Annotated in this window: 16 protein-coding genes; 13 read left to right on the forward strand and 3 right to left on the reverse strand. The window is 71.8% G+C overall.

Annotation, left to right across the window (positions count from 1 at the left end; translation table 11 throughout):
• From ACGFYQ_RS01770 to galE, 6 genes are all read left to right on the forward strand, one after another.
• On the forward strand, positions 1 to 3,419 hold a 3,419-nt coding region (locus tag ACGFYQ_RS01770; RefSeq protein WP_393738835.1), incomplete at its 5' end, for a ribonuclease E/G.
• A 274-nt stretch (positions 3,420 to 3,693) separates the two neighbouring features.
• Positions 3,694 to 4,014 carry a 50S ribosomal protein L21 gene (gene rplU, locus ACGFYQ_RS01775; protein ID WP_030715748.1) on the forward strand — a complete coding sequence of 107 codons (321 nt, stop codon included), beginning with the start codon at positions 3,694 to 3,696 and terminating at the stop codon, positions 4,012 to 4,014.
• Positions 4,015 to 4,027: 13 nt separating this feature from the next.
• A complete protein-coding gene (gene rpmA, locus ACGFYQ_RS01780) occupies positions 4,028 to 4,282 on the forward strand; it encodes a 50S ribosomal protein L27 (RefSeq protein ID WP_048480572.1) in 255 nt (84 codons plus the stop codon).
• A 167-nt stretch (positions 4,283 to 4,449) separates the two neighbouring features.
• A complete protein-coding gene (obgE, locus tag ACGFYQ_RS01785; protein ID WP_393738838.1) occupies positions 4,450 to 5,895 on the forward strand; it encodes a GTPase ObgE in 1,446 nt (481 codons plus the stop codon).
• A gap of 70 nt (positions 5,896 to 5,965) precedes the next feature.
• A complete protein-coding gene (locus tag ACGFYQ_RS01790) occupies positions 5,966 to 7,582 on the forward strand; it encodes a glycosyltransferase family 2 protein (protein ID WP_393738840.1) in 1,617 nt (538 codons plus the stop codon).
• 51 nt (positions 7,583 to 7,633) lie between these two features.
• The gene (gene galE, locus ACGFYQ_RS01795; protein WP_393738842.1) at positions 7,634 to 8,659 is read left to right on the forward strand and encodes a UDP-glucose 4-epimerase GalE; all 1,026 of its coding nucleotides are present in this window, start codon (positions 7,634 to 7,636) and stop codon (positions 8,657 to 8,659) included.
• A 77-nt stretch (positions 8,660 to 8,736) separates the two neighbouring features.
• Here galE and ACGFYQ_RS01800 read toward each other — a convergent pair whose 3' ends face one another.
• Both ACGFYQ_RS01800 and ACGFYQ_RS01805 read right to left on the reverse strand, forming a co-directional pair.
• Complete coding sequence (locus ACGFYQ_RS01800; protein WP_393738844.1) at positions 8,737 to 9,909, reverse strand: glycosyltransferase; 1,173 nt, start codon at positions 9,907 to 9,909, stop codon at positions 8,737 to 8,739.
• Positions 9,906 to 12,794 (reverse strand): CDP-glycerol glycerophosphotransferase family protein, encoded by a 2,889-nt coding sequence (locus tag ACGFYQ_RS01805; protein WP_393738846.1) that lies wholly within the window; start codon positions 12,792 to 12,794, stop codon positions 9,906 to 9,908. Before ACGFYQ_RS01805 ends, ACGFYQ_RS01800 begins: the two co-directional genes overlap by 4 nt.
• 177 nt (positions 12,795 to 12,971) lie before the next feature.
• Here ACGFYQ_RS01805 and ACGFYQ_RS01810 point away from each other — a divergent pair, with 177 nt between their 5' ends.
• From ACGFYQ_RS01810 to ACGFYQ_RS01840, 7 genes are all read left to right on the forward strand, one after another.
• Positions 12,972 to 13,967 (forward strand): glycosyltransferase family 2 protein, encoded by a 996-nt coding sequence (locus tag ACGFYQ_RS01810; RefSeq protein WP_393738848.1) that lies wholly within the window; start codon positions 12,972 to 12,974, stop codon positions 13,965 to 13,967.
• Positions 13,964 to 14,389 carry a GtrA family protein gene (locus tag ACGFYQ_RS01815; RefSeq protein WP_393738850.1) on the forward strand — a complete coding sequence of 142 codons (426 nt, stop codon included), beginning with the start codon at positions 13,964 to 13,966 and terminating at the stop codon, positions 14,387 to 14,389. Before ACGFYQ_RS01810 ends, ACGFYQ_RS01815 begins: the two co-directional genes overlap by 4 nt.
• A 76-nt stretch (positions 14,390 to 14,465) precedes the next feature.
• A complete protein-coding gene (proB, locus tag ACGFYQ_RS01820) occupies positions 14,466 to 15,593 on the forward strand; it encodes a glutamate 5-kinase (RefSeq protein ID WP_393738852.1) in 1,128 nt (375 codons plus the stop codon).
• 34 nt (positions 15,594 to 15,627) lie between these two features.
• Complete coding sequence (locus ACGFYQ_RS01825; protein WP_393739694.1) at positions 15,628 to 16,095, forward strand: hypothetical protein; 468 nt, start codon at positions 15,628 to 15,630, stop codon at positions 16,093 to 16,095.
• A 253-nt stretch (positions 16,096 to 16,348) separates the two neighbouring features.
• The gene (locus tag ACGFYQ_RS01830; protein WP_393738854.1) at positions 16,349 to 17,626 is read left to right on the forward strand and encodes a glutamate-5-semialdehyde dehydrogenase; all 1,278 of its coding nucleotides are present in this window, start codon (positions 16,349 to 16,351) and stop codon (positions 17,624 to 17,626) included.
• A 77-nt stretch (positions 17,627 to 17,703) separates the two neighbouring features.
• The gene (locus tag ACGFYQ_RS01835) at positions 17,704 to 18,258 is read left to right on the forward strand and encodes a hypothetical protein (RefSeq protein WP_393738856.1); all 555 of its coding nucleotides are present in this window, start codon (positions 17,704 to 17,706) and stop codon (positions 18,256 to 18,258) included.
• 68 nt (positions 18,259 to 18,326) lie between these two features.
• Positions 18,327 to 19,490, forward strand: coding sequence for a hypothetical protein (locus ACGFYQ_RS01840; protein WP_393738858.1), 1,164 nt, complete (start codon positions 18,327 to 18,329; stop codon positions 19,488 to 19,490).
• On the opposite strand, the gene ACGFYQ_RS01845 is transcribed toward ACGFYQ_RS01840, so the two are convergent.
• Complete coding sequence (locus ACGFYQ_RS01845) at positions 19,474 to 20,550, reverse strand: M48 family metallopeptidase (protein WP_393738860.1); 1,077 nt, start codon at positions 20,548 to 20,550, stop codon at positions 19,474 to 19,476. The genes ACGFYQ_RS01840 and ACGFYQ_RS01845 overlap by 17 nt on opposite strands.
• Positions 20,551 to 20,679 lie beyond the last annotated feature (129 nt).

The raw sequence follows: 20,679 nt of genomic DNA on the forward strand, positions 1-20,679 counted from the left end.
CTCCGGCCGCTCCGGCTCCGCGTGCCCGTCGCCGTGCCACCCGCGCCGTCGCCGCTCCGGCCGCCGAGGCCGCAGCAGCCGCCGAGGTCGTCGAGGCTCCGGTCGCGGAGGCCGCGCCCGTGGTCGAGGAGGAGGCTCCGGCCGCTCCCGCTCCGCGTGCCCGCCGCCGTGCCACCCGCGCCGTCGCCGCCCCGGCCGCCCCGGCCCCCGTCGAGGACGAGGTCCCCGCCGAGGCCGAGGAGGCCCCCAAGGCCGCCGCCCGCGCCTTCACCGTGGCCGACGCCCTGGACTCCCCGAAGCGCGGCGGCCGCCGCCGCGCCACCCGTTCCACCACCGCCCCGGCCGCCCCCGCGCAGCCCGCCGCCGCCGAGACCGAGGCGCCCGCCGCCCCGGCCCGGGCCCGCCGCGCCGCGCGTCCCGCCGTGGCCGTCTTCCAGGCCCCGGTCTTCGCCGAGCCGATGTTCCAGACCCCCGAGACCGCGGCCATGGCCGCCGCGGCCGCCCGCGCCGCCGCCCCGGCCGACGAGGTCGAGGAGGAGGAGACGGAGGTCGAGGCCGAGGTCGTCCAGACCCCCGCCCCGCAGCCCGCCGGCCGCCGCCGTCGCCGTGGGCGCGGCGCCGCCGAGGCCGCCCCGGTCGCCGAGTCCGCGCCGGTCTCCCTCCCCGAGGTGCTCGCCGAGGAGGAGCCCGAGGCCGAGCTCGAAGAGGAGTCCGCCGAGTTCGAGGAGGGCGACGAGTCGGGCGAGCGCCCCTCGCGCCGCCGCCGTCGCGGTGGCCGTCGCCGCCGTCGTGGCGAGTCCGCCGACCTCGACGAGTCCGCCGAGGAAGAGGCGGAGGCCGAGGCCGCCGAGCAGGAGGCCGCCGAGGAGGAGGAAGAGGACGACGAGTCCGAAGAGGCCCTCGGCTCCAGCTCCAGCCGTCGTCGCCGTCGCCGTCGCCGTCGCAGCGGTGACACCGCCACCGAGTCCGCCGAGGCGGCCGAGGAGGACGGCGTACGCACCGTCGTCAAGGTCCGCGAGCCGCGCCCGGCCCGTGAGAAGGCCGAGCCGTCCGACGAGGTCCAGTCCATCAAGGGCTCGACCCGCCTGGAGGCGAAGAAGCAGCGCCGCCGCGAAGGCCGCGAGCAGGGCCGCCGCCGCGTGCCCATCATCACCGAGGCCGAGTTCCTGGCCCGCCGTGAGGCCGTCGAGCGCGTGATGGTCGTCCGCCAGGCCGGCGAGCGCACCCAGATCGGCGTCCTCGAGGACAACGTGCTCGTCGAGCACTACGTCAACAAGGAAGAGGCCACCTCGTACGTCGGCAACGTCTACCTGGGCAAGGTCCAGAACGTGCTGCCGTCCATGGAGGCCGCGTTCATCGACATCGGCAAGGGCCGCAACGCGGTCCTGTACGCCGGTGAGGTCAACTTCGAGGCGCTCGGCATGGCCAACGGGCCGCGCCGCATCGAGTCCGCCCTCAAGTCCGGCCAGTCGGTCCTGGTGCAGGTCACCAAGGACCCGATCGGCCACAAGGGCGCCCGCCTGACCAGCCAGGTCTCGCTGCCCGGCCGCTACCTGGTCTACGTGCCCGAGGGCTCGATGACCGGCATCAGCCGCAAGCTGCCCGACACCGAGCGCGCGCGCCTGAAGACCATCCTCAAGAAGATCGTCCCCGAGGACGCGGGCGTCATCGTGCGCACCGCCGCCGAGGGCGCGAGCGAGGACGAGCTGCGCCGCGACGTCGAGCGTCTGCAGGCCCAGTGGGAGGACATCCAGAAGAAGTCGAAGCAGATCTCGACCTCTTCGCCGAGCCTGCTGTACGGCGAGCCGGACATGACCGTCCGCGTCGTGCGCGACATCTTCAACGAGGACTTCTCGAAGGTCATCGTCAGTGGTGACGGTGCCTGGGAGACCATCCACGGCTACGTGAACCACGTGGCCCCGGACCTGGCCGACCGGCTGTCCCGCTGGACCTCCGAGGTCGACGTCTTCGCGACGTACCGGATCGACGAGCAGCTCGCCAAGGCGCTCGACCGCAAGGTGTGGCTGCCCTCGGGCGGTTCGCTTGTGATCGACAAGACCGAGGCGATGATCGTCATCGACGTCAACACCGGCAAGTTCACCGGTCAGGGCGGCAACCTCGAGGAGACCGTCACCAGGAACAACCTGGAGGCGGCCGAGGAGATCGTGCGCCAGCTGCGGCTGCGCGACCTGGGCGGCATCGTCGTCATCGACTTCATCGACATGGTCCTGGAGTCCAACCGCGACCTGGTCCTGCGGCGCATGCTGGAGTGCCTGGGCCGCGACCGGACCAAGCACCAGGTGGCCGAGGTCACCTCGCTGGGCCTGGTCCAGATGACCCGCAAGCGGGTGGGTCAGGGCCTGCTGGAGTCCTTCTCCGAGACCTGCGTCCACTGCAACGGCCGCGGTGTCATCGTGCACATGGAGACCCCGACCGCGATCGGCGGCGGCGGCAACGGCAAGCGTTCCAAGCGCCGCGGCGGCAAGGCGGAGTTCGACCAGCACGAGCACGAGATCGAGACCGTCGACGTGGAGTTCGAGTCCGAGGCCGAGGTGGCCGCCGAGGCCGCCGCGCCGCGGGCGCTGCCCGAGCCCGAGTTCGTCGCGGACGAGGAGCTGTACAGCAGCCCCGCCGAGGCGGAGGCCGCGGCGGGCCTGAGCGGCCGTCGCAACCGTCGCCGTGCCACCCGCAAGGCGACCGCTCCGGCGGGCGCCCCGCGCGGTGCGGCCGCTCCGGCGCAGGCACCGGCCCCCGTGGCCGAGGTCGTCGCCGAGCCGGTCGCCGAGCCGGCCGACACCGTCCTGGAGCCGGCCGCCGAGGTCGTCACCGAGGCCGTGGAGGCCGTGGAGACGGTCGAGGCCGCCCCGGTCGAGGAGGCCGCGCCGAAGGGCCGTACCCGTCGCCGCGCAACCCGTAAGGCCACCGCCCCGGCGGGTGCCCCGGCCCCCGCGGCCGAGGTGGCCCCGGAGCCGGCCGTCGTGGCGGAACCCGAGCCGGAGCCGGTCGTCGTGCCGGAGCCCGAGCCGGTCGTCGCCGCGGTCGAGGAGGCCCCCGTGGCGGAGGCCGCGCCGGCCCGTCCGCGCCGGCGTGCCACCCGTAAGGCCACCGCACCCGCCGGTTCCCCGGCAGGTGCGACGGAGGCCGCCGTGGTGGTCGTGGAGGCCCCCGTGAGCGAGCCGGAGCCGGAGGCCCCGGCCGAGGAGGCCGCTCCGGCCAAGAAGGCCGCCAGGAAGGCTCCGGCCAAGAAGGCGACCGCGGCGAAGAAGGCCACCACCGCCAAGAAGGCGACGGCGGCCAAGAAGACCGTGGCCAAGAAGGCGGCCACGACCAAGAAGACCGCGGCGAAGCGGGCGACGAAGAAGACCGCGGCGGCCGAGCAGCAGACGCTGCCCTCCGTCTCGGCTCCGACCGAAGCCTGATCCGCTCCGTGACCGTGGGCCCCGCCGCGAGGCGGGGCCCACGGCCGTGCGGGGCCCGGTTTGACCCCTAGGAACCGGCCCCGTAACCTAGACCGTCGGCGTGTCTTGAACGAATACCGTTCTGTGCGCCGCGCTCCTGAGCACCTTCCTCCCGCCGCGTACGCGCAAGCGTCGTACGGGAGAGGCCGCTCGTCCATTCCGGATCAGTGCGGGCCCCGGCCCGACTGAGCGGCTGGCTTCAGGAGCATCCGCCCCGAGTGAGAGAGAGATCCGCGTGTACGCCATCGTGCGCAGCGGTGGTCGCCAGCACAAGGTTGCTGTTGGTGACATCGTTGAGGTTGACAAGATTTCCACTGCCAAGGTTGGCGACACGGTCGAGCTCTCGACCCTGCTCGTTGTCGACGGCGACGCCGTGACCAGCGACCCGTGGGTCCTGGCCGGCATCAAGGTCACGGCCGAGATTGTGGACCACCACAAGGGCGCCAAGATCGACATCCTGCGCTACAAGAACAAGACCGGCTACCGCCGTCGCCAGGGTCACCGCCAGCAGTACACGGCGATCAAGGTCACCGGTATCCCCGCGGCTGCGAAGTAAGAGGGACTGAGACATGGCACACAAGAAGGGCGCATCGTCCACCCGGAACGGGCGCGACTCCAATGCCCAGCGGCTCGGCGTGAAGCGCTTCGGCGGTCAGGTCGTCTCCGCTGGTGAGATCCTCGTCCGCCAGCGCGGCACCCACTTCCACCCGGGTTCGGGTGTCGGTCGCGGTGGCGACGACACGCTGTTCGCGCTGCAGGCCGGTGCCGTCGAGTTCGGCACGCACCGTGGCCGCAAGGTCGTCAACATCGTTCCGGCCGCCTGATCCAGCTTCGGCTGATCAAGCGTTCGTAACTTCCCGAGGGCGGATCTCAGCTCTTTCCGGCGCAAGCCGGGAAGAGAGGTCCGCCCTCGGCGCGTTGGTACGTACAGACGTTTAATGGGCGGCAAGGCCTGCCCGGGACATTCCCGCATGTAACTGGAGGAACAACCATGACCACCTTCGTGGACCGCGTCGAGCTGCATGTCGCCGCGGGTAACGGGGGCCACGGCTGCGCCTCCGTTCACCGGGAGAAGTTCAAGCCGCTCGGCGGCCCCGACGGCGGCAACGGCGGCCGTGGCGGCGACGTCATCCTGGTGGTGGAGCAGGCGATCACCACCCTGCTGGACTACCACCACAGCCCCCACCGCAAGGCCACCAACGGCAAGCCCGGCGAGGGCGGCAACCGCTCCGGCAAGGACGGCCAGGACCTGGTCCTGCCCGTGCCGGACGGCACCGTCGTCCTCGACAAGGAGGGCAACGTCCTCGCCGACCTCGTCGGCCAGGGCACCACCTACGTCGCCGCCGAGGGCGGCCGCGGCGGCCTCGGCAACGCCGCGCTCTCCTCCGCCCGCCGCAAGGCGCCCGGCTTCGCGCTCCTCGGCGTCCCCGGCACCACCGGCGAGATCGTCCTGGAGCTCAAGACCGTCGCCGACGTGGCGCTGGTCGGCTTCCCGAGCGCCGGCAAGTCCTCGCTGATCTCGGTGCTCTCCTCCGCCAAGCCGAAGATCGCGGACTACCCCTTCACCACCCTCGTCCCGAACCTGGGCGTCGTCACGGCCGGCTCGACCGTCTACACGATCGCCGACGTCCCGGGCCTGATCCCGGGCGCCAGCCAGGGCAAGGGCCTCGGCCTGGAGTTCCTGCGCCACGTCGAGCGCTGCTCGGTCCTGGTGCACGTGCTCGACACCGCCACGCTGGAGTCCGACCGCGACCCGGTCGCCGACCTCGACGTCATCGAGGAGGAGCTCAAGCTCTACGGCGGCGGCCTGGAGAAGCGCCCCCGCCTCGTCGTCCTGAACAAGGTCGACATCCCGGACGGCCAGGAGCTCGCCGACATGGTCCGCCCGGACCTGGAGGCGCGCGGCTACAAGGTCTTCGAGGTCTCCGCGGTCGCCCGTACGGGTCTGAAGGAGCTCTCCTACTTCCTCGCCGAGGTCATCGCCAAGGCCCGCGCCCGCAAGCCGAAGGAGGAGGCGACCCGCATCGTCATCCGTCCGAAGGCCGTGGACGACGCCGGCTTCACCGTCACCTACGACGAGGCCGAGGACGTCTACAACGTGCGCGGCGAGAAGCCCGAGCGCTGGGTCCGCCAGACCGACTTCAACAACGACGAGGCCGTGGGCTACCTCGCTGACCGCCTCAACCGCCTCGGTGTCGAGGAGGCGCTGAAGAAGGCCGGCGCCCGCGCCGGCGACGGCGTGGCCATCGGATCCGACGAGAACGCGGTCGTCTTCGACTGGGAGCCGACCATGATGGCCGGCGCCGAGATGCTGGGCCGCCGCGGCGAGGACCACCGCCTGGAGGCTCCGCGCCCGGCCACGACGCGCCGCAAGGAGAAGGAAGCCAAGCGCGGGGACTCGGCGCAGCAGGAGTACGACGAATTCCGGCCGTTCTAGTCCCGTTTCCCCGGAGGGCACCCGGGCGGCTTTGAAGGCGTCTTTACGCGGGTCGCCTAGGATCCTTCGGGTGAACAGCACCAACCTCCCCACCGTTTCCGTCGTGGTGATCGCGTACAACGACGCCGGGCTCGTGGGCGAGGCCGTCTCCTCGGCTCTCGCCCAGGGCCCGGTCGTCGCCGAGGTCATCGCCGTGAACGACGCCTCGTCCGACGGCACCGCGCGGGTGCTGGACGAGCTGGCCGCCGTACACCCCCGCCTCAAGGTCGTTCACCGTACGGAGAACAGCGGGGGGTGCGGCACCCCGCGCAACGACGGGATCGCCGTCGCGACCGCCCCGTACGTCCTGTTCCTCGACAGCGACGACATCCTGCCATCGGGCGCGGCCGAGGCCCTGGTGCGCGCCGCCGAGGAGCACCGCGCGCAGGTGACCGTCGGCGCCGCCGTACGGCGCGAGCTGCCGCAGCACCACGACGTGCCGTGGATGCCGGGGCTCTACACCCCCGGCGACGTGATCGAGCGCCCGGCGGACCGCCCGGAGCTGGTCCGGGACACCCTCTGCGTCAACAAGCTGTACGACCGCGCCTTCCTGGAGAAGCACGGCCTGCGCTTCCCCGACGGCCGGTTCGTCTACGAGGACTTCGCCTTCACCGCCCGGGTGCTGGCCGCCGCCCCGCGCATCGCCGTCATCGGCGACCTCGTGTACGTCTGGCACGTGCGCCGCAGCGCCGCCCAGGTGTCGATCTCCCTGGACCGCAAGGACGTCTCGAACTGGCGTGCCCGCGTGGAGGCCCACCGCACGGCCTCCCGGACCCTCGCCGCCGCCTCCCCGGCGCTGGGCAGCGCCTGCCAGGTGAAGTTCCTGGAGTACGACCTGCGCATGTACCTGCGCGAGCTCGGCAAGGACCCCGACTACCAGGCCGCCTGGTGGAACCTGACCCGCGAGTACGTCGACACCTTCGCCGAGGCCGACATCGAGTCCGCCGCGGCCCACGCCCGCTGGATCGTCGCGTTGCTGCGCGCCACCCCGACCCCGCCCGCCGACATCGAGCGGCTCACCCGGCTGGCCGCCGAGCCGCCGCGCCTGCTGCCCCCGTACGCGGCCGACGCCGGCGGGACGCCGGTGTGGAGCGAGGAGCTCCCGGTCCCGCTCGACGGCCTGGCCACGCTGCCGACGGCCGGGCTGCCCGTCACCGTCGACGCCGAGCCGGCCGGCCGGGCCGCCGTCCGGATCCGCGTGCACGACCTGTACGGCCGCCTCGCCGAGGCCGGCCCGCGCACCGCGCAGCTGCGCTTCCTGCCCCGCGCGGGCGGCGACCCGGTCCTCGCCCAGCCGGTGGAGCTGCGCCCCGACCGCAACGGCGGCTGGGTCGCGCTGCTGCCCTTCCGCCTCGCCGACCTGGCCGCCACGGGCCGCCGCCAGGGGCTGCGCCGGATGCAGGCGTGGAACGTCGGGGTGGGCGTGGAGTGCGCCGACGGGACCTCCGTGTTCACGTCCCTGCGCCCCCGGGGCCGGCTGCTCCGCCGCCGGGCCCTGCCCAGCAGCCGGTACGGTGTTCTGCTGGCGCAGCCGTACCGCACGGGGGCCGGCGCCCTCGCGCTGCGCCTGGCGCCCGGCGCCGAGGGCGCGCTGTACCTCGTACGCAACCGCCTCCGCCGGGCCCGGGCAGGCCGCGGGACGGGCTGAGGGCCCTCTCACACCTTTCACACCGAAGTCGGACAGGACCAGGAGATACACATGACGTTTCTGATCACCGGTGGCGCCGGATACATCGGCGCGCACGTCGTCCGGGCGATGCTGCTCGCGGGCGAGAAGGTGGTCGTCCTCGACGACCTCTCCACGGGCAACGAGGACCGCGTCCCCGAGGGCGTACCGCTGGTGGTCGGCTCGGTCCTGGACCGGCTGATCCTCGAGAAGACCTTCCGCGCGCACAAGATCACCGGCGTGGTGCACCTCGCGGGCAAGAAGCAGGTCGGCGAGTCCGTCGAGAAGCCGCTGTACTACTACCACGAGAACGTGCAGGGCCTCACGGTCCTGCTCCAGGCCGTGGCCGACGCGGGCATCCGCAACGTCCTCTTCTCCTCCTCCGCCTCCGTCTACGGCATGCCCGACGTGGACCTGGTCACCGAGGACACCCCGTGCGCGCCGCTGAGCCCGTACGGCGAGACCAAGCTGGCCGGCGAGTGGCTGATCCGCGCCGCCGGCAAGGCCCACGGCATCGCCACCGCTTGCCTGCGCTACTTCAACGTGGCGGGCGCCGCGACCCCCGAGCTCGCCGACACCGGCGTCTTCAACCTGGTCCCGATGGTCTTCGAGCGCTACGACGCGGGCCAGGGCGCCAAGATCTTCGGCAACGACTACCCGACCCCGGACGGCACCTGCATCCGCGACTACATCCACGTCGAGGACCTCGCGGAGGCTCACGTGGCGGCGGCCCGCAAGCTCGCCGAGTGGGCCGCGGCCGGGGAGTACAAGGACCTCACCGTCAACATCGGGCGCGGCGAGGGCGTCTCGGTCGCCGAGATGGTCGAGCTCCTGAACACCCACACCGGTCACGACATCCCGCCGGTGGTCGTTCCGCGCCGCGCCGGCGACCCGGCGAAGGTCGTGGCCTCGGCCGACAAGATCACCGCCGAGCTGGGCTGGAAGGCCCGGCACGACGTCCGCGAGATGGTCACCTCCGCATGGGCCGGCTGGGAGGCCGACAAGGCCGCTCGCAAGGACGCTCACCGGGACGCGCACAAGGACGTCCACAAGCCCTGATCCCCAAGGTGCCCACGACGAAGCCGCCCGCCCCGGACCTGTCCGGGGCGGGCGGCTTCGTCGTGGCCGTGGGGTGCTCAGCGCTCCAGGAAGGAGAACAGCGCTTCCCACCGGTCGGTGATCTCGGCGCTGGAGTACCGCTTGACCGACTGGAAGGCGGTGTCGCCGAGCCGGTCGCGCAGCTCTCGGTCCGACATCAGCGCGTCCAGGTGCCCGGCCAGCTCCATCGTGTTGCCCAGCCGGGCCAGCAGCCCGTCCTCGCCGTGCTCGACGATCTCCCGTACGCCTGGCGCGCAGTCGAAGGCGGCCACCGGCACGCCCGCCGCCATCGCCTCCAGCAGCGTGATCGGGAACCCCTCGGCGCGCGAGGCCTGCGCGAAGACGGAGGCTCCGCGCAGCGCGCCCAGCACGTCGTCGGTGCTGCCCATCCACTCCACGGAGTCGTCCAGGCCCAGCGAGGTGCAGTGCGCCCGCAGGGCCGGCTCCTCCAGGCCCGCCCCGTAGATCCGCAGCACCCACTCGGGGTGGTGCGGGGCGGCGTCGGCCCACGCGTCGAGCAGCAGGTCCACGCCCTTCTCGAAGGCGAGGCGGCCGACGCTCGCGACGACCTTCTCCGTGCGCGGTGCGGGGGAGTCCGGCATGAAGGGCAGCGGGTTCGGCATGCTCCCGACGTTCTCCATGCCCGCCCGGATCCACAGGTCCGCGTCCTCGGCCGTCAGCACCAGCAGCCGGTCGACCTCGGGGTAGTGGCGGCGGACCCGCTCACCGCGGGTGGACTTCCGGCTGGCCTCGAAGGACTCGTGGCTCATGCCGATGACGCTGAGCCCCTTGGTGTCGGCGAGGGCCACCCACTCCATCGCCCAGACCTGGGTGACGATCACGACGCCGCCCGGGCGCGCGTCCCGGAAGAGCTCGCTCAGCTTCTCCGCCTTGGCCCGCATCCCCGCCCGGCGGGCCGCCTGGCGGCGCCGCTCGGGCGCGTTCAGCCGGCCCTTGATCCCGTGCAGCCGGCGCGCGGCCGGCGGGTGCGCGTCGTACAGCGTGGTCATCTCGTACGGCAGGTCCTGCGGGAGCTTCTGCCGGATCTCCTCGGCGACCGGGGCGATGCCGACGATGTGCACCTTGTGCCCGCGCTCGGTGAACAGCCGCGCCATCTGGTGCGACCAGGTGGTCACGCCGCCGAGCTCGTCGACGTTGTTGGAGACGAGGAAGATGTCACGGCCGCCCGGGGTGGCGGTCTGCTGGCTCACTTGCCGCTCCTGGTGAAGAACTTCTCGACGATCTGGCGGGCCGCGTCCCCGCGGTCGTACTCGCCGAACTCGGTGAGGAAACGCTGCCGCGCCTCCGCGAACTTGGCGTCGGCCTCCTCGAAGGCGGAGAGCGCCTGCAGGAGTTCGTCCGCCGTCGCCACCACCGGGCCCGGGGCCTTCTCCTTCAGGTCGAAGTAGGTGCCGCGGATGTCGTTGGCGTACTTCTCGTAGTCGTACGCGAAGAACACCATCGGCCGGTCCAGGACCGCGTAGTCGAACATCACGGACGAGTAGTCGGTGATCAGTCCGTCGGCGAGGGCCAGCAGCGGGGTGATGTCGTGGTGCCGGGACACGTCGATGACCCGGCCCGCGACCGACGGCGGCAGCGAGACGCTGTTGAGGTAGTGGGTCCGCACCAGCAGCGTGAAGCGGTCGCCGAGCCGGTCGGCGAACTCCTCCACGTCGAACGGGAAGCTGAAGCCCTCGACCGCGCCGTCCGCGCCGGCCCGGAAGGTCGGCGCGTACAGCAGCACCTTCTTGTCCGGGTCGATGCCCAGCTCGGCCGCCAGCGGTCCGCGTACCCGCTCACCGCTGTCCGCCTCACCGAGGTGCGCCTCGACGAGGGCGTCGTTGCGCGGGTAGCCCGTGCGCAGCAGCACCTCGTCGCGCAGCCGGAAGCCCTTGGCGAGGGTCCGCGCGTCGTGCTCCGAGCGGATCAGGAAGTGGTCGAAGCGGTCGACGGCCGCCTGGAAGCGGTTCTGGCCCGCGCGGCCCTGCGCCTTGGTGCGGGGCTCGTGGAACCCCATCCGCTTGAGCGCGGAGCCGTGCCAGGTCTGGATGTACGTGGTTCCCGGGCGCTTGGCGAGGGCCAGGGGGAAGCCCTGGTTGTCGACCCAGTACTCGGCCTGGGCCAGGGCGCGCAGGTACGGCCAGCTCCAGCGCCGCACCAGGGTGGCCTCCTTGGGGAAGCCGGTGGGCTTGGCGCCCGCGTACGACCAGATCGCCTCGAACGGGGCGCCCTGGCGGACCAGCTCCTCGTAGATCGCCTTCGGGCTGTCGCTGTACTGCTTGCCCATGTGGCTCTCGAAGACGACCGTGCCCTTCTTGATCGGCAGCTTCGAGAAGACCTCGTGGTAGAGCTTCACCTTCTGCTCGCCGGAGCCCATGCTCCGGCGGACCCGCAGGGCCTTGCGCAGGCCCCGCTTGACCACGTTGGCCGCCTTGCCCTGTATGGCGTTGTTGATCAGGCTCTGGGTACGGACGGCGGCGGCGCTCTCGGCGGTCAGGACGTAGGAGAGGTTGCCCTTCTTGGTGACCTCCGGCTCGAAGCGGTCGGAGACCAGCCGGGTCAGCCGGGGCCGCACGCGCAGGCGGGCCGCCGACTCCAGGTCGACACCGCCGACCGAGACGCGGGTGGTGACCCGGTCGCTCCCGGCGGTCAGCTTCAGCCGGACGTCCCAGACGGCGTCGATGATGCCGAGGGGGCGGACGGTGCTGCCGACGTCGGCGGTACCGGACCACTCGATCGTGTCACCGGCGTGACGCACGGTTGCCACCGGGAAGCTGAACGAACGCACGCCGATCTGCCGGCGGGCCCGGAATTCGAGCGAGGCCTTCAGCTCCGCGTCGGCCGCGATCCGGCCCAGCGGGTTCACCACGGCGCCGGACAGCGTGACGGTGCCGCGCCCGTCGTCCTCGTACGAGGTGAGACGGTTGCCCAGCTGGAGCGAGGCGAGCGGGGCGGTGTGGAAGCCCTGCTCGGTGACGTCCAGTATCCGGCGGGCCTCGGCGGCCTCGGCGGTGTCGGGGCTGTCGATGTGCTGAGCGCACCAGTAGACCCGCCCGTCCCGCTCGGCGAGCGGGGAGGAGAGCCGGCCCTTGTTGGTCATGGCGTCGGCGGCCGGGAGCAGGTTGTCCCAGTCCTCCTTGCCGAGCAGATAGGCGCAGATGGCCTGGAGGTACGTGACGTTCTCGTACGCGGCCGGGTCGATGCCGGCGAGGTAGCCGTTGGCGAGGCGGGCGAACTCCTGCCGGTACGCGTCGCTCAGCAGAGGCAGGTCGCGCAGGTGCAGGACCAGGTCGTGCTTGAGGAACTTGGCGTCCTTCGCGGACTTGATGTCCGTGTGGCCCTTGGCCGCGAGCAGCTGGTCGACCCGGCGGTGGATCTCCATCCGGTGGACGAAGTTCGCGATCTCGTGGCGCCGGTTGCTGATCGACTTCGCCGCGGCCTTCTCGACCACGTTCCAGAAGTAGACGTGGTTCGGGATCAGCGTGATGCGGCGGGCCGCCACGTACGCCTGGGCGGAGAACAGCAGGTCCTCGTAGTGGATGCCGACCGGGAACTCCAGGCCCTGCTCCAGCAGGAACGCGCGCCGGTAGCACTTGTTCGTGGAGAGGGTGTCGTAGACCAGCAGGTCGGGGAACTCGGTGATCGACTCCAGCGTGCGGGTGCGCGAGTAGATCCAGGGGTACCACTCGGTGGTCTTGCCCCACCGGTTGTCGAGGTGCACGCGTACGCACATGCCCGAGACCAGGTCGGAGCCGGTCCGCTCGGCGGCGTCCAGCATGTTCCGGCAGGCGTTGCGCTCCAGTACGTCGTCGCTGTCCAGGAACATGACGTACTTGCCGGTGGCCTGCTGGATGCCGTGGTTGCGGGGCGCGCCGCAGCCGCCGCTGTTCTCGGGCAGGCGGAAAGCGCGCACTCTCCCCGGGTGCGCGGCCTCCAGTTCCTGGGCGACCCCGTACGAGCGGTCCTTGCTGCAGTCGTCGACGATCACGACTTCGACCCCGTGCAGGGTCTGGTCCAAAACCGACTGGACTGCTGTCGACAGACGCTCTGCGTCGTTGTAGACGATGACGACCACGGAGACGTCGGGCACGTGCACCTCGATCCCTTCGTTTCGTTGCGTTTCGTTCAGCTCATTCCGTTTATCTCGTCCACGCTACCGCGTGCCGCCCTCGACTCAGGCAGGCCGACTCTCGCCGTGCATACTTCTAAGGAAGAGGTGAGTGGCGGGTCCGGTCGCCGACAATCACCCGTTCGGACCCAGCAGGAAGTGTTCATGACGAAGCTGTCCGTAGTTGTCCCTTGCTACAACGAAGAGGCCGTCATCGACAGCTTCGACGTCGAGATCCGCAGGGTCCTGGACGCCCTCCCCGTCGAGTACGAGGTCTGCTACGTCGACGACGGCAGCCGCGACGGCACCCTCGGCAAGCTGCGCAAGATCGCCGCCGAGCACGGCGAACAGACCCGGTACGTCTCGTTCAGCCGCAACTTCGGCAAGGAGGCCGGCATGCTCGCCGGCCTGCGCGAGGCCACCGGCGACGCCGTCGTGATCATGGACGCGGACCTGCAGCACCCGCCGGAGCTCATCGCGACCATGCTCGACCTCTACCGGCAGGGCCACGACCAGATCATCGCCCGCCGCACGCGCGAGGGCGACAAGAAGCTCCGCTCCGCGCTCAGCCGCCTGTACTACCGCGGTGTGAACCGCTGGGTCGACGTCGAACTCACCGACGGGGTCGGCGACTTCCGCATGCTCTCGCGCCCCGCCGTGGACGCGCTGCTCTCACTGCCGGAGTACAACCGCTTCTCCAAGGGCCTGTTCTCCTGGATCGGGTTCGACACCGTCCACTTCGACTACCAGAACGCGCAGCGCGAGGCCGGCGAGACGAAGTGGAAGTTCGGCTCCCTGCTGAACTACGGCATGGACGGCCTGATCTCCTTCAACAACAGGCCGCTGCGGATCGGGATCTGGCTCGGCGTGTCGCTGGTCGCGCTGACCGGCCTGTACGCCCTGTGGATCACGATCATGGCGATGACCCACGGCGTCGACTCGCCCGGTTACGTCACCCTGGTCGCGATGATCGCCGGCATCGGCGGCGTACAGATGATCATGCTGGGTCTCATCGGCGAGTACATCGGCCGCATCTACTACGAGACCAAGCGCCGCCCGCACTTCCTGGTGAAGGAAGCGCACGGCGCCGACCCGCTCCCGCGCGCCGACCGGGCGCCGCGCGTGGCAGAGCCGACGATCACGGAGCGCAGCACACGATGAGCCGCAAGGACCAGCTCGGCCAGATCTTCCGCTTCGCCCTCGTGGGCGGGGTCAACACCGGCACCTTCTTCGGCATCTACCTGCTCCTGCACCCGTGGATGCCGTACTTCGCCGCCTACTCCCTCGCCTTCGTGCTCGCGATGGTCGGCTCGTTCTTCATGAACACCTACTTCACCTACCGGACGCGGCCGACGTGGAAGAAGTTCCTCCTCTTCCCGCTGACCAACGTCACGAACTACGTCATCCAGTCGGCCGGCCTCTACGCCCTGGTGACCTGGGCCGGGATGGACACCCGGATCGCCCCGCTGGTCGCGGCGGTCGTGGCCATCCCGTTCACCTTCCTGCTCTCCCGCAAGATCCTCGTCCCGGGCGCCGCCCGGGCCGCGGAGCCGGAGCCGGCCAGGACCTCGTCCACGGTCTGAAACCCCTGAGCGGCCGCTGTCCGCCACCCCGTAGATTGAGGTGGCAGGCATTTCGGCAAGGGGCAAGGGGACAGACGTGTCAGCGGCTAGGCAAGGTGTCGTGGACGCCCGCAGGATCGTGGTCAAGGTCGGCTCCTCCTCCCTGACTACCGCGGCCGGCGGACTCGACGCCGACCGGGTGGACGCACTGGTGGACGTCCTGGCCAAGGCCCGCAGCGGCGGGGAGAAGGAGATCGTCCTCGTCTCCAGCGGAGCGATCGCCGCCGGGCTCTCCCCGCTCGGCCTGCGCCGCCGCCCCAAGGACCTGGCCCGGCAGCAGGCCGCCGCCAGCGTCGGGCAGGGACTGCTCGTCGCCCGGTACACCGCCTCCTTCGCCCGGTACGGCGTCCGCGTCGGCCAGGTGCTCCTCACCACCGACGACACCAGCCGCCGCGCCCACTACCGCAACGCGTACCGCACCCTGGACCAGCTGCTGGCCATGGGCGCGCTGCCCGTCGTCAACGAGAACGACACCGTCGCCACGGACGAGATCCGCTTCGGCGACAACGACCGCCTGGCGGCCCTGGTCGCCCACCTCGTCCGCGCGGACCTCCTCGTCCTCCTCTCCGACGTGGACGGCCTCTACGACGGCGACCCGTCGCAGCCCGGCACCACCCGCATCGACGAGGTCCGCGGACCGGAGGACATCGCGCACGTCTCCATCGGCAGCGCGGGCAAGGCGGGCGTGGGCACCGGCGGCATGGTCACCAAGATCGAGGCGGCGCGGATCGCGGCGGCCGCCGGGATCCCGGTCGTCCTGACCTCCGCGAGCCAGGCCGCGGACGCGCTGGCCGGCCGGGGGACGGGCACCCTGTTCCACTCCACCGGGCGCCGCTCGGCGGACCGGCTGCTCTGGCTCCAGCACGCATCGACCCCGCAGGGACACCTCGTCCTCGACGACGGCGCGGTGCGCGCGGTCACGGAGCGCGGAAGCTCGCTGCTGCCGGCGGGCATCGCGGCGGTCGAGGGCGACTTCGTCGCCGGGGACCCGGTGGAACTGCGGGCCGCCGACGGCCGCGCGGTCGCCCGGGGACTGGTCAACTTCGACGCGAAGGAACTCCCGCAGCTCCTCGGCCGCTCCACCCGCGAGCTCGCACGGGAACTCGGACCCGCGTACGAGCGGGAGGTCGTCCACCGGGACGATCTCGTCCTGCTCCAGGGCTGAGGTTCGGTAAAACCGCCGCGCGGCGGCCCGGGGACTGGTCAACTGTGAGAGGCGGGCGGACACGCGCGGCGGAGACAGGAGGCGGCTGGTGAGACGAGCGCTGACCAGCGTCGGGCCGGGGGACGGTGACGGCGGCGGTGGCGGGGATGAGCAGGACCACGACTCCCGCCTGTGGCACGTGACCCTGAGCGTCTCCGGCAAACCGGCGCCGCTGTCCGAGGTCCGGCGCGGGCTGGAACAACTGGCCCATGACCACCCCTTCCTGCTGACCAGCCGGTACGCCGACGACCACGCGGAGATCCGCTACTGGGAGGAGGCCCGCGACCTCCACGACGCGGCGGCCGTCGCCCTGCGCCTGTGGGGCGAACACCGCTCCTCGGCGCAGCTCCCGCCCTGGGAGATCGTCGGCCTGGAGGTCATCGACCGCGCCACCTACCACCAACGTGTGGCAGAGGGCTACGGCCCACCCCCGGCCCACCCGGTAGGCGTGCACCCCTATTGAACGCGCGGAGCCCTTTCCAGCCCCGCCGGAGTTTGAGGCGTGGGGGTCCCCCCGGACGGAGTCTGGGGGAGGGTCCGGGGCGGAGCGCCAGTTCATTCAGCCCGTCCGGCGTTTGAGGACCGGGTCCGGGCGGAGCCCGGTTTCGGGGAGGGGCGGGGTGGGGACAGGCCCCGCCCCAGCGCAGGCCGCGACGGCCGTCTCGCGGGGTGAAACCCCGTCGGCCGGGGCACGGCCGGGGATTACCCTGGGCGGCATGACCTCGCTCGATGCCGCCACCTCGCCCGTCCTCGCCACCGCGCAGCGGTCCCGCACGGCGGCCGCCACCCTCGCCCCCCTCCCGCGGTCCGCCAAGGACACGGCCCTGCTGGCGATCGCCGACGCGCTGGAGGCCCGTACGGCCGAGATCATCGAGGCCAACGCCACGGACACGGGCAAGGCAAGGGCGGCCGGCACCAGCGAGACCGTCATCGACCGCCTCACCCTGACCCCGGAGCGGGTCGCCGCCATCGCCTCCGACGTACGGGACGTCGCCGCCCTCCCCGACCCCGTCGGCGAGGTCGTCCGCGGCAGCACCCTCCCCAACGGCATCGACCTCCGGCAGATCCGCGTCCCGCTCGGCGTCGTCGGCATCATCTACGAGGCCCGCCCCAACGTCACCGTCGACGCCGCCGCCCTCTGCCTCAAGTCCGGCAACGCGGTCCTGCTCCGCGGCAGCTCCTCCGCCTACGCCTCCAACACCGCGCTCGTCACCATCCTGCGCGATGCCGTCGAGAGCGCCGGCCTGCCCGCCGACGCGGTCCAGCTCGTCCCCGGAGAGTCCCGCGACTCCGTCCGCGAGCTGATGCGCGCCCGCGGCCTCGTCGACGTGCTCATCCCGCGCGGCGGCGCCTCCCTCATCAAGACCGTGGTCGAGGAGTCCACCGTCCCGGTCATCGAGACCGGTACCGGCAACTGCCACGTCTACGTCGACGCCCAGGCCGACCTGGACATGGCCGTGGACATCCTCATCAACTCCAAGGCCCAGCGGCCCTCCGTCTGCAACTCCGCCGAAACCCTCCTCGTCCACCGCGACATCGCCGATGCCTTCCTGCCGCGCGCCCTCGACGCCCTCGCCGACGCCGGCGTGACCGTCCACGGCGACGCCCGCGTGCTCGCCGCCGCCGAGGGCACCAAGGCCACCGCCCTGCCCGCCACCGACGAGGACTGGGCCGCCGAGTACCTCTCCTACGACATCGCCGCCGGCGTCGTGGACTCCCTCGACGACGCCGTCGCCCACATCCGCCGCTGGACCTCCGGCCACACCGAGGCCATCGTCACCACCTCGCAGGCCGCCGCCCGGCGCTTCACCCAGCTGGTCGACTCGACCACCGTTGCCGTGAATGCCTCCACCCGGTTCACGGACGGTGGCCAGTTCGGCTTCGGCGCCGAGATCGGCATCTCGACCCAGAAGCTGCACGCCCGGGGCCCGATGGGCCTGCCCGAACTGACCTCCACCAAGTACATCGTCACCGGCGACGGTCACATCCGGTAGTCGCGGGCTGAACACGGTGTGGCCGGATTTCGGCGCACACCCTGCCCAAAGCAGCCCCCCAGGTCTACGCTGGTCCTGTGCCGGACGACGTGGGGGGCAAGCCGTTCCCGGACGACGGGGAGCCCGACGACGACCGCGGAGGCGCGGACAAGGACTTCGCCTCCGTGGTGTTCGACGAGGCCTTCGTCCGGAACGCCGAGATCCATGAACCGAGCGCCGCCGAGCGCCAGCGGGCGGCCGACCGGGCACGCGCGGAGGCCGAAGCCGCCCGCGCGGTCGCCGGCGGCTGGACGGGCGACGACGACTACGACAGCTACGGTTACGGCCATCCCGACGGGTACGGCCACGACGACGACGGCTGGGAGTACGACCGCGGCCACGGCAGTGCCGACGGCCCCTACGGGGCCTACGGCGGCACTCTGCGTCCCTACCGCGGCCGCTCGCCCTGGCTTCGTCCCGTCGCCTGGGTGCTCGCCTTCGTGATGGGCCTCGGCATGGTCGCGCTCGCCTTCAGTGCCGTCTACCGCAGCGCCGCGGGCGAGGCGGAGCCCGCCCCGGCGCCCGCCAGCACCCCCCTGAGGGAAGTCACCGGCGTCGGCGCGTTTACGTACCCCTCCGACCGCCAACCCTGAAGGTACGACCCCACGCGCATACGCAGGAGCTGGGGGCTTCTCTGAAGCGGGGACAGCGGGGAGAAGCGATGGCCGTGCCAGGAGATCCACCCAACGGCACCCCGGAGGGCATCGGCGGGGGTGACGACGAATTCCGGTCGGACGAGTACCGCTCGGTGGTGTTCGACGAGGACTTCGTCCGGGCTGCCCGCCTTCAGGAGTACTCCGCACAGGAACGCATGGGTGAGCACGCCCGGGCCGTCCGCAGCCGCTCCCTCTGGTCGAACGGCGGCTCCCGCTCCCGGACCAGCACCCCCGGCCGTGGCGCGCGCCAGGGCATGCTGCTCGTGCTGCTCATCGCCACGGCCTTCGCCACCGCCGTCTACCTGGGGCTGCGCAACCCGTACGTGCCGCCGCCCGGCGGCCCCGCCGAGCCGCTCAGCAGCACCGTCGTCCCGCTCGCGCCCAGCTCCGCCGTGCCCGGCGGGCGGCCCGCCGACCTGTACGCGCAGAGCCCCGCCGCCGAGTACCGCGTAGGGGCGGCCGGAATCACCCTGCCCGCCGTACGCCGTACGCACCACTTCACCGACGCCCAGGTCGTCGCCGCGCTGTCCATCGCCAAGGACTACCTGGTGCAGTCCTCCCTGGACCCCGACATCCTGGCCGGCACCGCCTCCCGGCCCGTACGGGTCCTGCTCGACCCCGACCAGCTGGCACAGTTCGACCACAGCATGACCACGCCCTCCGGCGACGGCCGGCACGCGGCCACCGGCTGGCTGGTCCGCTTCGACCCGGGTACCGCCGTCGTGGCCGACTCCCGGGTCCGTGTGAGCGGCACCCTCACCTTCCAGGAGGTCACCCCCGACATGCTGGAAGTGACCACCGACCACACCTTCGTGTACGCCGTACGCCCTGCCACCGGAGCCCCGGCCGCGGCGGACGGCGCCTCGCTCTTCACCGTCCGGCGCGAGCTGCGGCTGCGCTTCGACCGGGAGGACCTGGGCGCCCGGCGGACCGAGCTGGTCTCGGCCTATGTGATGGCCGGACCGCAGGCCTGCTCCGACGACCCGGCCGTGGGCTTCCGCCCGCTCCTGGCCGGAGCCGGCCCGACCACGGTGGGCCCGGCCGCCAGCGACCCGTACGCCAGCGGCCAACCGCGGCGCGCCACCGGACTGTGCGGCGTGCTCGCGCAGCCCGCGGGCCCGGTGGCGACCCCGGTCAGCCCGGTCAGCCCGGTCAGCCCTGCTCCGTAGCCCCGCCCTTGCCCTCCGGGCCGCCACCGGAACCCGTACCGGCGCCGGTGAACTTGTCGCGGAGCTTGCCCCCCAGGTCGCCCGCGCCGCCCGCGATGTCGCCCACGAGCTTCATCAGCGGATCCTTGCTCGTACGCACCGAGTCGGCGTAGTGCGCGGCGGACTGCCGGAAGGAATCGGTCACCGAGGTGTCCTTGTCCTCGTCCCGCCGCGGGTAGTGGCCGTCCATGATCCGCTGGAAGTCGCGGTTCTCCGACCACTTCTTCAGCTCGGCCGCCCGCACCGTGGTGAAGGGATGCGTCCGGGGCAGCATGTTCAAGATCTTCAGCACGGAGTCCCGCAGATCGCCGCCCGCCTCGTACTCCTCGGCCTGGGCCAGGAAGGCGTCCACATTCATCTCGTGGAGGTGGTTGCCGCCCGCGATCTTCATCAGCCCCCGCATCGAGGCGTGCACGTCCTGCCCCACCAGCAGCCCGGCCCGGTCCGCGGAGAGCTCCGACTTGCGGAACCACTCCCGCAGCGCCGTCACGATCGCCGTGATCGCCACATTGCCCAGCGGGATCCACGCCACCTTCAGCGCCAGACTCGTCAGGAACAGCAGGACCGTGCGGTACACGGCGTGACCCGACAGCGCGTGGCCCACCTCGTGGCCCACCACCGCCCGCATCTCCTCCTCGTCGAGCAGCTCGACCAGGCCCGTCGTCACCACGATGATCGGCTCGTCCAGCCCGATGCACATGGCATTCGGCTTCGGGTCCTGCTGCACGTACATCTGCGGGACCTTCTCCAGGTCCAGGATGTAACAGGCGTCGCGGAGCATCTCGTACAGGTGCGGGAACTGCGTCTCGCCCACCCGCACCGAGTCCGACAGGAACAGCAGCCGCAGGCTGCGCTCCGGAAGCAGCCCGCTCAGGGCCTTGAACACCGTGTCGAAGCCGCTCAGTTTGCGCAGCGCGACCAGCGCCGAGCGGTCCGCCGGATGTTCGTACGCCCTTGAGGAGATACCGGGGAACCTCTTTCGGTCCCGCGCCGGTACCTTCTCGAACCCTGTCTCCGTCATAGCGCCCTCCCCTGGATCGGCCTGACTGGCACTGCGTCTATCCTCTCCAACGCCTGAGTCGGCGTGAGCGTGCCCCAGGCCCCCGCATACGATGTGAGCGAAGTCTCCGCCCGCTCCCCGACTCGATAG

The sequence above is a fragment of the Streptomyces sp. NPDC048258 genome, assembly GCF_043201995.1.
Lineage (GTDB): Bacteria > Actinomycetota > Actinomycetes > Streptomycetales > Streptomycetaceae > Streptomyces.